This is a genomic window from Pseudoclavibacter sp. VKM Ac-2867 (assembly GCF_015351275.1).
In the GTDB taxonomy this organism is placed as follows: Bacteria; Actinomycetota; Actinomycetes; order Actinomycetales; family Microbacteriaceae; genus Pseudoclavibacter.
The window spans coordinates 24957-39406 of record NZ_JADKSL010000013.1 but is presented as its reverse complement, the minus strand read 5'-3'; the positions used below and the strand labels follow the sequence as shown (position 1 = coordinate 39406).

Annotated in this window: 8 protein-coding genes; 3 read left to right on the top strand and 5 right to left on the bottom strand. The window is 70.4% G+C overall.

The window, feature by feature from the left end; translation table 11 throughout:
* Entirely contained in the window at window positions 1-1956 is a 1956-nt protein-coding gene (locus ITJ67_RS13175; protein WP_194677958.1) for an ankyrin repeat domain-containing protein, read from the top strand.
* A gap of 22 nt (window positions 1957-1978) precedes the next feature.
* Here the strand turns inward: ITJ67_RS13175 and rnhA are convergent, their stop codons facing one another.
* The 3 genes from rnhA to ITJ67_RS13160 form a co-directional block, all read right to left on the bottom strand.
* The gene (gene rnhA / locus ITJ67_RS13170) at window positions 1979-2428 is read right to left on the bottom strand and encodes a ribonuclease HI (RefSeq protein WP_194677957.1); all 450 of its coding nucleotides are present in this window, start codon (window positions 2426-2428) and stop codon (window positions 1979-1981) included.
* Window positions 2429-2481: 53 nt separating this feature from the next.
* Entirely contained in the window at window positions 2482-3174 is a 693-nt protein-coding gene (locus tag ITJ67_RS13165) for a class I SAM-dependent methyltransferase (protein WP_194677956.1), read from the bottom strand.
* 107 nt (window positions 3175-3281) lie between these two features.
* Window positions 3282-4385 (bottom strand): GNAT family N-acetyltransferase, encoded by a 1104-nt coding sequence (locus ITJ67_RS13160; RefSeq protein ID WP_194677955.1) that lies wholly within the window; start codon window positions 4383-4385, stop codon window positions 3282-3284.
* Window positions 4386-4571: 186 nt separating this feature from the next.
* Between ITJ67_RS13160 and ITJ67_RS13155 the strand changes: the two genes are divergently transcribed.
* Window positions 4572-8507, top strand: a complete 3936-nt coding sequence (locus ITJ67_RS13155) for an AAA family ATPase (protein ID WP_194677954.1) — start codon at window positions 4572-4574, stop codon at window positions 8505-8507.
* A 314-nt stretch (window positions 8508-8821) separates the two neighbouring features.
* Window positions 8822-11443 (top strand): DEAD/DEAH box helicase, encoded by a 2622-nt coding sequence (locus ITJ67_RS13150; RefSeq protein WP_194677953.1) that lies wholly within the window; start codon window positions 8822-8824, stop codon window positions 11441-11443.
* A gap of 1097 nt (window positions 11444-12540) precedes the next feature.
* Here the strand turns inward: ITJ67_RS13150 and ITJ67_RS13145 are convergent.
* Both ITJ67_RS13145 and ITJ67_RS13140 read right to left on the bottom strand, forming a co-directional pair.
* The gene (locus ITJ67_RS13145; protein WP_160070630.1) at window positions 12541-13644 is read right to left on the bottom strand and encodes a TerC/Alx family metal homeostasis membrane protein; all 1104 of its coding nucleotides are present in this window, start codon (window positions 13642-13644) and stop codon (window positions 12541-12543) included.
* Window positions 13645-13854: 210 nt separating this feature from the next.
* On the bottom strand, window positions 13855-14421 hold the full coding sequence (locus tag ITJ67_RS13140; protein WP_160070631.1) for a histidine phosphatase family protein: 567 nt from the start codon (window positions 14419-14421) through the stop codon (window positions 13855-13857).
* Between the last annotated feature and the right edge of the window lie 29 nt (window positions 14422-14450).

Below are 14450 nucleotides of genomic sequence, written 5' to 3'. Positions count from 1 at the left end.
ATGGGCTACTCGCTGAACTTCATGCGCGTCGAGGGTGGCGAGCACCTCGATGCGGACCGGCGCGAACTCGCGGCGTTCCTGGCCACCCGGGGACTGCGCGTCGTCCCCGACGAGAGCACGGGGGCGCTCCTCGACACCGGAGGGCAGCCGCTCGCCTTCGACGGGAACTGGTCCGATCTCTACCTCGACCCGCCCGAGCAGGAGGCACCGCTCGCGGGCGGCATCTTCCACGCCACGCTCTCAGCGGCTGAGCTTGGCTTCATCTTCGAGCTCTGCGTCGCGGCGGGCTTCCTCATCGTCAACCCCCAGGGGAGCCCGACGTACATCGTCCCCGCCGAGAACCACCCGCGAGAGGCGCTCGATGACCTCGAGGACACGGCCTGGGTCGGCGACGCCGCCGAGCTCCGGCAGGCCCTCTCCGGCAGCTTCTCGGACTTCGTCCGGTTCCGCGACCTCGTCCTGTCGCGCCCGATGTCGGAGACGCTCGCCGCGCGCGAGCGCAGCCGGCAGCGTGCCGAGCAGCCGAGCCCGCGGGAGCTCGCGACCCTGTCGCTGCTCGCGCAGCAGTACCGCGAGCATCCGGCGGACTCCGCGGCCTTCCACGGCTACTGGGCGCGAGCCATGGCGCGCGGCACCTGGGTGGTGCCGCTCGACCCCAGCACGTCCCGGCTCGCGATCTCCGAGACCGACGGAGTGCCGACCCTGTTCGCCTTCACGACGTCCAGGCGAGCCGCGCTCGGCACGCCCGGACCAGCGCCGCGCTTCGTCACCGCGACGCTCCAGCAGGTGGCCGACGAGATCGATCACGGGGGAGTGCGTCGGGTAGTGCTCGACCGCGGGCTCGACGACGCGGGTCTCGACGCCGCCTGGCTGCGAGGCCTGGTCGAGACCTACGCCGAGCAGCCTCACCTCTCGGCGAGACCGGTGGTGCTGCCGCGCGCCGCAGAGGGAACGGTCGCCGACAAGCTCAGGACCACGCAGCAGGAGATCCTGCAGCTGGTCGCGGCGGGCCTCGACCTCGAGGAGACCGAGACGGCCAGCCGCTTCACGGTGCTCGGCAACCACGCCCGCGTCGGTCACCCGATCGCCGCCATCCTGGGCCTCGGCGCCGACACCGAGCGCACCGACAGCAAGGGCTACCGGCCGCTCCACCACGCAGCCAACGGGCTCCACGTCGAGAACGTCCGCCTCCTCCTGCGGGCCGGTGGCGAGGTCAGCGCGCAACGTGTGCTGCCGGGTGCCCGCACCGGTTCGGCGGGCACCGGCACGAGCCAGGCGCCGACGCCGCTCCTGGCGCTCGAGCTGGCCGCGAGCCGTGGCGTCGTCGGCGACGGCCTCGACGATCTCCTCACCCTCACGCAGCTCGTCGAGCTCCTCGTCGCGGCAGGCTCTCCCGTCACCGACCAGGTGCGCGCCGACATCACGCTCGTGGCGCGTTCGAGCGAGGCGAGGCGCATCCTGCTCTCGGAGCAGGACGCCGCGACTCAGGATGCCGCGCTCGCGCGCCTCTGCGAGCTCACGGGCGCTCAGCCAGCCGAGCGGATCACCGCGCCGAGCGCCTCCCTGGCCCGCGCGGTCGGGGACACGGACGCGGAGCGGTTCGCGAACCTGCGTGGCCAGCTGGTTCCCGAGGTCGGTCGAGCAACGACCGTGCAGGGGGAGGTCGTCCGCATCGTCGACGTCATCCTCACCGAGATCCGCGGCAACGACGGCCTCGACTTCGCCGAGGCGCACGTCGATCTCGCACGCGCCTGGCGCGGCTACCTCGAGACCGGACTCGACAACGGCATCAGCGGCTCGGGGTGGGACTGCGTGCTCGAGATCCAGGAGCATCTCGCCACGCGTCGCGGATTCGAGGACGCCTCGTGGGACGAGCTGATGCGGTCCGTGGCCGTCACCTGGGTGACGCAGAACCCGCAGCTCATCCCGCTCGGCGACGTCGCCTACCGCCTCTGACCGAGCGTCGCTAGCTGTACTGCTAGCCGCGACCCAGCGCCTGGTCGACGCCCTTGTTCGCGAGCATGTCGGCGCGCTCGTTGCCGACATCACCCGAGTGGCCCTTCACCCACCGCCACTCGATGGTGTGTCCGCTGTCCTCGACGAGCGCGTCGAGCTCCTTCCAGAGCTCCGCGTTCTTGACGGGCTGCTTCGAGGCGGTCTTCCACCCCTTCGCCTTCCACCCCGTGATCCACTCCGTGATGCCCTTGCGAACGTACTGGCTGTCCAGGTAGAGGGCGACGCTGCAGGGCTTCTTGAGTGCGCCGAGCCCCTCGATGACGGCCTTGAGCTCCATGCGGTTGTTGGTGGTGTTCAGCTCGCCGCCGAACAGCTCCCGCTCGTGGTCGCCCGACCGCAGCCAGACTCCCCAGCCGCCGGGGCCAGGGTTGCCCTTGCAGGCGCCATCCGTGTACATCACAACATCACTCACGTGCGTCCCTCATCTCCGTCGCCGACCACGCAAGAGTAGTCGGGTGCCGAGACTCAGCCCATTCGGCGCAGGAGCACCACGCTGTCCTCGAGCGTGCCGGGAGCGCCATCTGGAGAGGTGACGTCGCGGGTCCGCGACTCGGCGATCACCGTCTCCCACACTCCGGCGGGCAGCGCCAGCCCGGCGATCTCCCGGTCCGGCTGCACGAAGAGGTGCGCGGGATGCTCCGAGTTCTCCACCCACGACGGCACTCCGGCGTGCGCGACGGTCAGGAGGTGTCCGCCGGGTGCGAGCATGAGAGCGGCCTTCCTGAGGATCTCCGCACGAGACAGGTGGACCGGCGACTGGAAGAAGCTCGCCGTGATGAGGTCGAGCTCACCGTCCGGGGACCAGGTCTCGAGGTCGCCCGTCGCGAAGTCGAGCAGTTCAGCGCCGACGCCAGCATCGACGGCTGCGGCGCGTGCTCGCTCGATGGCGACCGTCGAGATGTCGATGCCGGTGACCCGCCAGCCCTGCTGAGCGAGCCAGATCGCGTCGCCGCCCTCGCCGCATCCGAGGTCGAGCGCACGGCCTGGTGTGAGCGCGCCGGCGACACTTGCGAGGTTCGCGTTTACGCGACCGGACCAGACGGCGGGCTTTGCCGCGTAGAGCTCGTCCCAGAACTCGAGCGGCGGCTGGGCGGTCGCTCCGGCGCCAGGCTCGTCGGGGCTCGAGCCTTTGGTGGCGTGGTGGTTGTGCGAGGTCATGCGCTCAGCCTGCGCACCGGACCAAAGATCCGCAACCGTGTTTGCGAGAACCGCAAACGCGGGGCGTTCGACTCCTTGGGCTCGTTTCTCCACGCAGCCACGCAGCCTCACAGCCGCTTCTGCCAGCCGCCTTCCGGCGCGAGGGGAACGAAGCCGAGCGCCTCGTTGACTCGCAGCATGTGGGCGTTCTCTTCAGCGTTCCAGGTGAACACTCCGGTGCACTCCGGGTAGCGCTCGGCGAGCTGCACGAGGTTCGCGGCCTTCACGAGCATCCCGAGTCGCCTGCCACGGTGCGTCGACGTGACCAGCGTGTTGTCCTGCTGCGCCGGCCGCGTGGTGTCGTCGAGGTCGAGCTGCAGCATGGACTGGGCCACGAGGGTGCCGCTCGGGACATGCAGCACGGCTGCGTTGAGGAACGTGGATCCGGCGGCGAGTGCTCGGCGCTCCATCTGCGAGACGCGTTCGGCGTCCCACTGCTCCTCATCGACCTCGAGGTCGCCCGCCGGCGCGTCGATCGACATGTCGCCGTTGAGCCGCGCCAGGTCGTCGAGGTACTCGGGGTCGCTCTCGCCCTCCCAGGTCAGCACACGGTAGGCCGCACCAGCCCGTGCCTCCGCAGCTTCGACGTGCGCACGCAGACTTCCTGCCGGCACGGGCAGGCGCAGCTCGCTGATGCGCTCGACCTGCCCCAGCTCCCACCCGTGCTTCCAGAGGAAGCGCGCCGCCGGGTCCGCCGCCGAGACGCTGCCATGACCCGTCGGCGCGAGCACCCGTTCTCCGCCACCCGTCGGATGCTCCACCCAGGCCTGCAGGGACGTGCGCCCATCGGCCCGGGCGAGGTCCTCGAGGTGGGCCGCGACGAAGGTGCCGATGCCGCGCCGCCGGTGGGGCGCATCCACGACGACGTGAGGGTAGGCCAGCGACGGGGAATCGCGGGGCGAGACCATGAGCTTCGCGGCGGCGACGGTACGCTCAGCCTCGAGGTCCCGCGCGCCGTGCGGGAACGCGAGGAAGAGGCGAGTGGTGACCTGCCCTGGCATGGTCCAGTCGGCGAGAACTCGCTGGCTCGTCTCGAGCAGCCGCCCCTCGCCGTAGGTGTCCGCGGAGCCGCGGTTGACGATGCCGGCGAAGCGCTCGAGCGGGCCCCAGGCCTCAGCGTCTCGGTCCGACGCTGGATCTGGAGGCGTGAGCTCCCGAATGAAGTAGTCCACTCCGGTACCGTAGCTGTCAGGTCACGGCCTCGACAGGCCTGCCAGCGCGCCGATCCAGGGCGCACCCGTGAGGGAGTGAGCGACCAGCCCATCCCGCCCGACCAGCTCGACCGACCGAGCCCGACCACCAACCCAGACCGACCCACGAGCGAAGTCCGACCACCAGCGAGAGGCCAGCGAGCGCGCATGCACCTGAAGAGCCTCACGATGAAGGGCTTCAAGTCGTTCGCGCAGCCGACGACGCTTGCGCTCGAACCCGGGGTCACGTGCGTCGTCGGGCCGAACGGCTCAGGCAAGTCGAACGTCGTGGATGCGCTCGCCTGGGTAATGGGCGAGCAGGGCGCGAAGAGCCTCCGCGGCGGCAAGATGGAGGACGTCATCTTCGCCGGAACCGCGACGCGCGGGCCGCTGGGCCGCGCCGAGGTGACGCTCACGATCGACAACGCCGACGGGATGCTGCCCATCGAGTACAGCGAGGTGACGATCCGTCGCACCCTGTTCCGCAACGGCGGCTCCGAGTACGCCATCAACGGCGACGGCGTACGGCTCCTCGACGTGCAGGAGCTGCTGAGCGACACCGGTCTCGGCAAGGAGATGCACGTCATCGTGGGGCAGGGGCGCCTCGACGCCGTGCTCCGCGCGACGCCCGAGGAGCGCCGAGGCTTCATCGAGGAAGCAGCCGGGATCCTCAAGCACCGCCGCCGCAAGGAGAAGACGGTGCGCAAGCTCGAGGCCATGGAGGCCAACCTCACCCGCCTGCGAGACCTCACGAACGAGGTGCGCCGACAGCTGAAGCCCCTCTCCCGGCAGGCAGACATCGCGAGGCGAGCGCAGGGCATCCAGGCCATCGCCCGCGACGCCAAGGCACGCCTGCTCGCCGACGACGTCGTGCAGCTGCGCGCAGCCCTGCGGCTCGCGACCGGCATCGAGCAGGAGCGCTCCGAGGAGCGGGTCGTGCTGCAGGAGAAGCTCACGGCCGCCCTCAACCGAGCCGAGCTGCTCGCCGCCGAGAACCGCGGAGACGCTGCCGACGGTGCGCGCCGGGTCGTGTTCGACCTCGAGAGCGTGCGCGAACGCATCCAGAACCTCAACGCGCTCGCCTCGCAGCGCAAGGGGCTCCTCGTCTCGCGCCTCGAATCGCCCGCGTTCGTGCCGAGCGTGACCCTCGAGGCGGTGGACGCAGCCCGTCGCGAGACGGAGGCGCTCGCGGGGCGCGCCGCCGAGGCCGAAGCTCTCTGGGAGGCGACGAAGCTCGCCACGCAGGATGCGCGTGCCGCCCTCGACCGCATCGACGTGGAGATCCAGGCCCAGGCGACACGGATCTCCGCCTACGACCTCAGCCGCAGCGAGCTGCGCGGCGCCGCCGACACGGCCGCGTCGAAGCTGGCATCCGTGCGGGGCGAGGTGCTCAGGCAGCGCAACGCACGCGACGCGGCAAGCGACCGCCTCGCGCAGGCGACGAAGGCGAAGGAGCAGCTCGACGCGACCGCAGTCCAGAGCGCCTCCGACTCGAGCGAGCTCGACGCCGCCTACAAGCGCGCCGAGGCGGCACAGCGTGAAGCGGAGCAGGCACTCGACGCCGGACGCACCCGCGCCCACGAGCTCGAGCGAGAGCGCGACGCCCTCCAGGCGCGCGTGCAGGCGCTCACCCTCGCGACAGCCGCGAAAGACGGCACCGCCGCGCTGCTCGCCGCACGCCTCGAGGGGGTCGAAGGCCCCGTCGCCGAGCACCTCCGCATCGACGAGGGCTACGAGGCCGCCATCGCCGCCGCCCTCGGCTCGACGGCTGACGCGGTGCTCGCGAGCGACGCCGATGCCGCGTTCCGCGTGCTCGCGCACGCCACGGGGGAGAAGCTCGGGCTCGTCGAGATCGTCGCCGAGCTCGGCGAGGGCGGGCCCCTCCAGTCGGGCTCCGCGAACCCGACGCTGCCAGAGGGGCTCCGCCCCGCGGCAGAGCTGGTGCAGGGGCCACCCGCCATCACCGCCCTGCTCGCCCACGTGCACGTCAGCGAGACGCTCGACGAGGCACGCGCGGCGATGGCCGCGCTCGCGTCCTCGGCCTCGTCGGCTCCCGCAGGCGCAGGGCTCACCGTCGTCACCAGAGCAGGCGAGGTCGTCACGAGCACCTCGCTCCGCGGCGGGTTCGCGGAGGAGGGCACCAGCCGACTCGAGCTGCTCGCCGCCCGCGACCGAGCATCCGCTCGCCTCGCCGTCGTCACCGACGAACTCGACCAGGCCGCGCTTGCGCTCGCCGAGCACCGGGCCGCGTCGCAGGCGGCGAAAGCCGAGGCGAAGCGCACGCTCGACGCCCTCCGCGCCTTCGACGGCGCCCTCGCCGCCGAGCGAGAGCAGCTCAACCGGGCAAGCGCGCGAGTGGATGCGGGCAGCGCCGAGCTCGCGCGCGCTGCGAAGGCCTTCGACCTCGCCTCGAGTGGCGTCGAAGCCGCAGAGCAGGCGGCGCTCGCGGCGAAGGCGGCGCTCGGCGAGCACGAGGCCCTGCCGCGCCCCGAGCTCGACTCCTCAGCGCGCGTCGACGCCAATGCCGCCGTCGAGCGTGCCCGCGAAGCCGAGGTCGAGGCCCGACTCCAGCTCGAGACGCTGCGCGAGCGGTCCCGAAGCGAGCGGCTCCGCGCCGAATCCCTTGTCCGTCAGCTCGAAGCCGACCGTCAGGCTGCCGACAAGGCCGCCAGGGAGACGGTCGTGCGCCGTGCCGAACTCGCCCAGACCGAACGCGTGCTCGCCGCCATACCGAGCCTCACCGCCGCCGTCCAGGCGTCGCTCGCCGAAGCCCAGCAGCAGCTCGCCGAAGCCGAGCGCGAACGCGCCGCCCAGCACGAGGAGCTCGGCCAGCTCCGCCAGACGGAGCAGCAGCTGCGAGCGCGCCTCAGCGAGATCACCGAGGACGTGCACTCGATCGAGCTGCAGATCTACGAGAAGAAGAGCTCCCTACGCTCCACCCTCGAGCGGGCAGCGAGCGAGCTGCGCCTCGCCGAGGCGGTCCTCGTCGCCGAGTACGGTCCCGACCAGCTCGTGCCAGCGGACGACGACGCGCTGCGCGCCAAGGCCGAGCGCATCGCCTCCGCGCTCGCCGAGCAGCGAGCCAGGCACGAGGTCGCGGCCGAGGGCGAGGCGGCCGCCGAAGCCGAAGAACCGGTGGCGGCGAGCGGCGTGGTCGAGGCCGTGAGCGAGGGCGAGGCGGCTGACGCAGCCGGCCAGCCGAGTGTGTCCAGGGCCGCCAGCGCCGCAGACACCGCAGCCGACGCCGACAGCGCTGAGCGCTCCGGCACCACCGCCGAGCAGGCCGACGGCAGCGCCGAGAGCAGCACCGCTGCCCAGGCCGCGGCAGCGATCTCGGCCGGGGTTGTCCCCGCGCTCGCGGAGCAGCTCGACGACGACCTCGCCGCAACCCTCGAGGAGGACGCCGAGGAGGAGTTCGTGGGCGTGCCGTTCGTTCGCGCGGAGCAGCAGGCGCGCCTCGCCGCCGCAGAGCGCAAGATGTCCACGCTCGGCCGCATCAACCCCCTGGCGCTCGAGGAGTTCGCGGCGCTCGAGCAGCGGCACGCGTTCCTCGCCGACCAGCTCGACGACCTCGCCGCGACGAAGGCCGACCTGCTGCGCATCGTGGGCGACATCGACGAGCGCATGCGCACCGTCTTCGAGGCCGCCTTCGAGGACACCCGGGCCGCGTTCCACACGGTCTTCCCGATCCTCTTCCCCGGCGGCTCCGGCGACATCACGCTCACCGCCCCCGACGACATGCTCACGACCGGCATCGAGGTCTCGGTGCGGCCGGCCGGCAAGAAGATCGAGCGCCTCTCGCTGCTCTCCGGCGGCGAGCGCTCGCTCGCGGCGGTCGCGATCCTCGTGTCCATCTTCAAGGCCAGGCCCAGCCCGTTCTACATCATGGATGAGGTCGAGGCCGCCCTCGACGACGCCAACCTCGGTCGACTCCTCGCGGTCTTCGAGGAGCTCCGCGCGTCGAGCCAGCTCATCGTCATCACCCACCAGAAGCGCACGATGGAGATCGCCGACGCCCTCTACGGCGTCTCGATGCGGCAGGACGGCGTGTCTGCCGTCGTGGGTCAGCGCATCCAGCGCACCGAGGACCAGCCCGCCGCCTGAGCGCCGCCCGCGGCCCCGCCTGCTTGCCTCGCCCTTGCCGCCCCGCGCCGACCCGCCCCGCCCCGCTGGAATCGCTGCCGGTCAATGTGCCCTCAGGCCTGGGGCCTGAGGGGGCATTTGGCTGGCAGCGATCTAGGTGCAGGGGCGGCAGGGGTCGTTTGGCTGGCAGCGTTTGGCTGGCGGTGTTCACAAGGCGGTGGGCGTTCCCCGCGCTGCCAGGTGGCCGCAGCCCCCGCCCGCACACAGCCCGCCCGCGCCCGCGCCGCCCGCATCCCCGCAGCCCGCGGCACGCCCGGCGTGGGACGATGGACGCAATGACTTCCGTCGACGGCACCCCCGCCCCAGCCCCCGCCATCCCAGAGCCCAAGCTGGGCCTCGTGACGCTCCTGCCCGACCCGTACGACGCGGACTCCATGTTCGAGGCGTTCGAGCTGTGGACGACGAGCCGCGGCATCACGATGTACCCGGCGCAGGAGGAAGCCGTCATGGAGCTCGTCTCCGAGGCGCACGTGATCCTCTCGACGCCGACGGGCACGGGCAAGTCGCTGGTCGCGATCGCGGCCCATGCCGCCTGCCTCGCGCAGGGCGGCCGCAGCTACTACACGGCGCCGATCAAGGCGCTCGTGAGCGAGAAGTTCTTCGCCCTCGTCGAGATCTTCGGCGCCGCGAACGTGGGCATGGTCACGGGCGACAGCTCCGTGAACCCGGATGCGCCCATCATCTGCTGCACCGCCGAGATCCTCGCGAACCTCGCCCTGCGCCAAGGCTCCGACGCCGACGTCGACCAGGTCGTCATGGACGAGTTCCACTACTACGGCGACCCCGACCGCGGGTGGGCGTGGCAGCTGCCGCTGCTCATGTTGCCGGACGTGCAGTTCCTGCTCATGTCGGCGACCCTCGGCGACGTCACCGAGATCGTCGAGGACCTCGAGCGGCGCACGCAGCGTGACGTGTCCCTCGTGACGGGCGTCGAGCGCCCAGTGCCGCTCGACTTCTCGTACGTGGTCGCGCCGACGCACGAGACCGTCGAGAAGCTCGTGGAGGAGCGCAAGACGCCCATCTACATCGTGCACTTCTCGCAGGCCGCTGCCATCGAACGCGCGCAGGCGCTGTCGAGCCTGAAGGTCGTCGACCGCGCCGGACGCGATGCCATCGCCGATGCGATCGGCGGCTTCCGCTTCACGACCGCGTTCGGCAAGGTGCTGTCCCGGTATGTGCGCGCCGGCATCGGCGTGCATCACGCGGGCATGTTGCCCCGCTATCGACGCCTCGTCGAGACGCTCGCGCAGAAGGGGCTCCTGCGGGTCATCTGCGGAACCGACACCCTCGGCGTCGGCATCAACGTGCCCATCCGCACGGTGCTCATCACGGCGCTCGCGAAGTTCGACGGGCAGCGGATGCGGCACCTCTCGGCGCGCGAGTTCCACCAGATCGCGGGGCGTGCCGGACGCGCGGGCTACGACACGGCCGGCACGGTCGTCGTCGAGGCGCCCGAGCACGAGATCGAGAATGCCGCAGCCGTGCGCAAGGCCGGAGACGACGAGAAGAAGCGCAAGCGCATCGTCAAGAAGAAGGCGCCGCAGGGCTTCGTCTCGTGGGGTGAGAAGTCGTTCGAGAAGCTCGTGTCGGCCGAGCCTGAGCCGCTCACCTCGCACATGCACATCACGGCGTCGATGATCATCAACGTCATCGCTCGCGGGGGAGACGTCTTCGGCAACGCCAAGAGGCTCGTCTACGATAACCACGAGAAGCCTGCCCGTCAGCGGGAGCTGGCGTTGCGCGCGATCGGCATCTTCCGCACGCTCGTGACGGCCGGCATCGTGGAGATCGGCCGGCAGGGTCGCATCACGCTCACCGTCGATCTGCAGGCGAACTTCGCCCTCAACCAGCCCCTGTCGCCGTTTGCGCTCGCCGCCATCGAGCTGCTCGACCCGGAGGCCGAGGCTGCCCCCGGCGACCGCGGCTCCGAGGAGAACACGAGCGGCGAGGGTGCCGTCGGCTCCGGCCACTACGCGCTCGACGTGGTCAGCATCATCGAGGCCACCCTCGACGACCCGCGTCCCGTGCTCTCGCAGCAGCAGTTCAAGGCGCGAGGCGAGGCGGTCGCGCAGATGAAGGCCGACGGCATCGAGTACGACGAGCGCATGGAGCGACTCGAGGAGGTCACGCACCCGAAGCCGCTCGAGGGCCTGCTTGCCCAGTCGTTCGAGCTGTTCGCGCAGCACGAGCCGTGGGTGCGCGACTTCGAGCTCTCGCCGAAGTCTGTGGTGCGCGACATGTTCGAGCGGGCCATGAGCTTCGCGGAGTACGTGAACTTCTACCAGCTCATGCGCAGCGAGGGGCTCGTGCTCCGCTACCTGAGCGACGCGTACAAGGCGATCCGCCAGACGGTGCCTGATGAGGCGAAGACCGAGGAGCTGCTCGACATCATCGAGTGGCTCGGCGAGCTTGTTCGGCAGGTCGACTCGAGCCTCATCGACGAATGGGCTTCCCTCGTCGATCCGGAGCAGCAGGCCGCGAGCGACGAACCGGTCGTGCCTCCCGCGCCGCCCAGTGTCGTCGGCAACCGTCGCGCCTTCACGGTGCTCGTGCGCAACGAGATGTTCCGCCGCGTGCAGCTCGCGGCCCTCGAGCGAGACGAGGCGCTCAGCGAGCTCGATCCTGACGTCGACTGGTCGAAGGCCCTCGACGACTACTTCGCCGACCACGACACGATGGGGGTGGATGCGGCGGCCAGGTCACCGAAGCTCCTCACGATCGACGACTCCGAGGGGCGCCAGTCCGGCGGCCTCTGGAGCGGCGTGTGGCGCGTGGAGCAGATCATCGACGACCCGGCGGGCGACCACGACTGGCGCATCCGCGCCGAGGTGGACCTCGCCGAGTCGCACGAGGCGGGCGAGGCCATCGTGCGTGTCACCGAGGTCACGCGGCTCTAGGCCGCGCGCCGGGCGCTGCCTGCTGGGCGCCGCCTGCCAAGCGCGGCGGCACTCCGGCCACACGCCAGGGGTGTCCTCCGGGACGTTCCGCAGACCTGGGGCTTGTGCACCCGCTTGACCGAGTTCCGGTGCGTGCGCCACAGGTCTGTGCCAGTGCATCTGCAGACCTGGGACTTGCGCAGGCACGTGGCCGGGGCCAGGTGCGTGCGCCACAGGTCTGTGCCCGCGCGTCTGCAGACCTGGGGGTTGTGCACGCGCCCGGCCAAGCTCAGGTGTCTGCGCCACAGGTTTGCGCGGGGGCCTTCCGTAGACCTGGGGGTTGTGCAGGTGCCTGCCCGGGGTCAGGTGCGTGTGCCACAGGTCTGTGCCGGCGCGTCTGCAGACCGGGGGCTTGCGCACGCGCCTGGCTGAGCTCAGGTGCGTGTGCCACAGGTCTGTGCCAGTGCGTCCGCAGACCTGGGGGTTGCGCACCCGCTTGACCGAGCTCCGGTGCTTGTGCCACAGGTCTGTGCTGCAGCCTTCTGCAGACCTGGGGCTTGTGCACGCGCCTGGTCGAGGCCGGGTGCTTGTGCCACAGGTCTGTGCTCGCGCGTCTGCAGGCCTGGGGCTTGCGCAGGCTTCCGGTCTGCGTCAGGTGCCTGTGCCACGGGTCTGTGCCAGTGCGTCCGCAGACCTGGGGGTTGGGCACGCGCCTGGCCAAGCTCAGGTGTCTGCGCCACAGGTTTGCGCTGCAGCCTTCTGCAGACCTGGGGGTTGTGCAGGTGCCTGACCGGGGCCAGGTGCCTGTGCCACAGGTCTGTGCTGCTGCCTTCTGCAGACCTAGGGGTTGTGCAGGCGGCTGGCCGGGGCCAGGTGCGTGTGCCACAGGTCTGTGCCAGTGCGTCCGCAGACCTGGTGGTCACGCACCCACAGCTGGGCACGCGGATGCGCGGACCCCTGGTGTGCAGCAGGGCACCGGAGGGCGCACAGGTCCCCGCTCTCGCGGCTCCTCGCTCCCTTCCGCACAGACGCTCCCCTCAGCACGAACGACGAAACCGGATGCTCGCGACTGGCGCGTGCATCCGGTTTCGGCGTTGCTGGTGTCTGTCGGGCTCCGGCTAGCGTCGGTCGGGCTCGTGACTCGTGACGGGGGCCGCGTCCGTGGCCTCCGCAGCGTCTGGCGTGGTGCCCTCGACGCCTGCAGCAGCGGCCTCTGGGCCGCCAGCCGCCGAGCCGACGGTGCTCGGTGCGTCGTCGCCCTTGGCGCGGGTGTAGATGATGCTCGCGATCGTGGCGACGATGAGCACGCCGAAGATGAACGTGAGCGACAGCCAGATCGGGATCTCGGGGATCCAGAGGAGCGGTTCGCCGCCGTTGATGAACGGCAGCTCGTTCTCGTGGAGGGCGTGGAACATGAGCTTCACGCCGATGAAGCCGAGGATGAACGCGAGGCCGAGGTCGAGGAAGACGAGACGCTCGAGGAGTCCGCCGATGAGGAAGTACAGCTGGCGAAGGCCCATGAGCGCGAACGCGTTCGCCATGAAGACGAGGTAGGGCTCCTGCGTGATGCCGAAGATGGCGGGGATGGAGTCGAGCGCGAAGAGCAGGTCGGTGAAGCCGAGGGCCACGATGACCAGGATGAGCGGCGTCCAGACCTTCTTGCCGTTCTCGAGGATCTTCCACTTGTCGCCGTCGTAGTGCTCGCTGGCGGGGATGATCTTGCGCACGAGGCCGACCCACTTGGGCATCTCGGGCTCTTCGTCCTTGAAGGAGTCGATGGCCTGCTTGACGGCCATGTAGAGCAGCCAGGCGGCGAAGATGTAGAAGACGGAGACCCAGGCTTCGAGGATCGCGGCGCCCGCGATGATGAAGGCGAAGCGCATGACGAGCGCGATGGCGATGCCGATGAGCAGCGCCTTCTGCTGCGCGATCTTCGGCACCTTGAAGCTCGTCATGATGATGAGGAAGATGAAGAGGTTGTCGACAGACAGCGCCTTCTCAGTAGTGTAGCCGGCGATGAACTCGCCCGCGTGCTGCCAGTCCCACACGAAGCCGAGCGCGACCATGAAGACGACGGCGAGCGCGATGTAGAAGATCGACCACCAGCCGGCTTCCTTGAGGCTCGGTTCGTGCGGCGTCTTCACGTGCGTGAAGAAGTCGAATACGAAGAAGCCGATGACCACGGCAATGGTCACCGCCCAGATCCAAATGGGAACGTCCACGGGTCCTCCGGAGGGGTGAGTTCGGCGAATCGGCCGAAGGTCTCTTCCGTCGGCAGAAACCGACCGACGCGCCCGGGTGACTGATGACAGTCGCCGTGATGACGAGCGCGCCGCAGGAGGAATACTCCCCTTCAACGAAGCTCATAGTACACCGCGGGAGGGGTGGCACCAGGGGCGGGATCGAAGCTGTGAGCGAAGGCCCGGGTGCAGCTACGGGGTCGGGACGAGCGGGTAGCCGTTCAGGAGGGTGACGACGAGGGCCCCGTCGGCGCCGGGTCGCAGGATGCTGAGAGCGAGGTTGCCGATGTGGGGGGCCTGGACGCCGAGGATCGAGGTGAGCACGAGGCGGATGACGCTGCCGTGGCAGACGATGAGCGAGTCCTCGTCGGGGTGCGCTGCTGCGACTTCCGCGATGGCGGCCAGCGACCGCTCGACGACGACGCCGGTCGGCTCGATGCTCGGGTGGTCGAGTGGACGGCGAGTGCCGTCCGGCATCCAGTACTTCTGCCCCTCGAGCTCCCCGAAGCTGCGCTCGATGATGCCGGGCAGCAGCGTGGGGGCTCCGAGGCCCGTGCCCTGGCCGATGATCTCGGCCGTGGTTCGCGCACGCGACAGCGGGGAGCTGTAGAGGTGGCTCCAGCCCTGGCCGACGAGCAGCCCGGCAGCGTCGTTCGCCTGGTCGAGGCCCCGGGAGTTCAGCGGGATGTCGGTGGCTCCTTGCAGGAGTCCGGTCGCGTTCCAGTCGGTTTCGCCGTGGCGGATGAGGCCGATGCGCATAGTGCTCCATTCGAGAATTCCGCCCGCTG

Coding starts and splice junctions, on each gene's coding strand:
- ITJ67_RS13165 (WP_194677956.1), bottom strand. CDS start 3,174: ATGACCTCGCACAACCACCACGCCACCAAAGGCTCGAGCCCCGACGAG.
- ITJ67_RS13175 (WP_194677958.1), top strand. CDS start 1: ATGGGCTACTCGCTGAACTTCATGCGCGTCGAGGGTGGCGAGCACCTC.
- ITJ67_RS13140 (WP_160070631.1), bottom strand. CDS start 14,421: ATGCGCATCGGCCTCATCCGCCACGGCGAAACCGACTGGAACGCGACC.
- ITJ67_RS13150 (WP_194677953.1), top strand. CDS start 8,822: ATGACTTCCGTCGACGGCACCCCCGCCCCAGCCCCCGCCATCCCAGAG.
- ITJ67_RS13155 (WP_194677954.1), top strand. CDS start 4,572: ATGCACCTGAAGAGCCTCACGATGAAGGGCTTCAAGTCGTTCGCGCAG.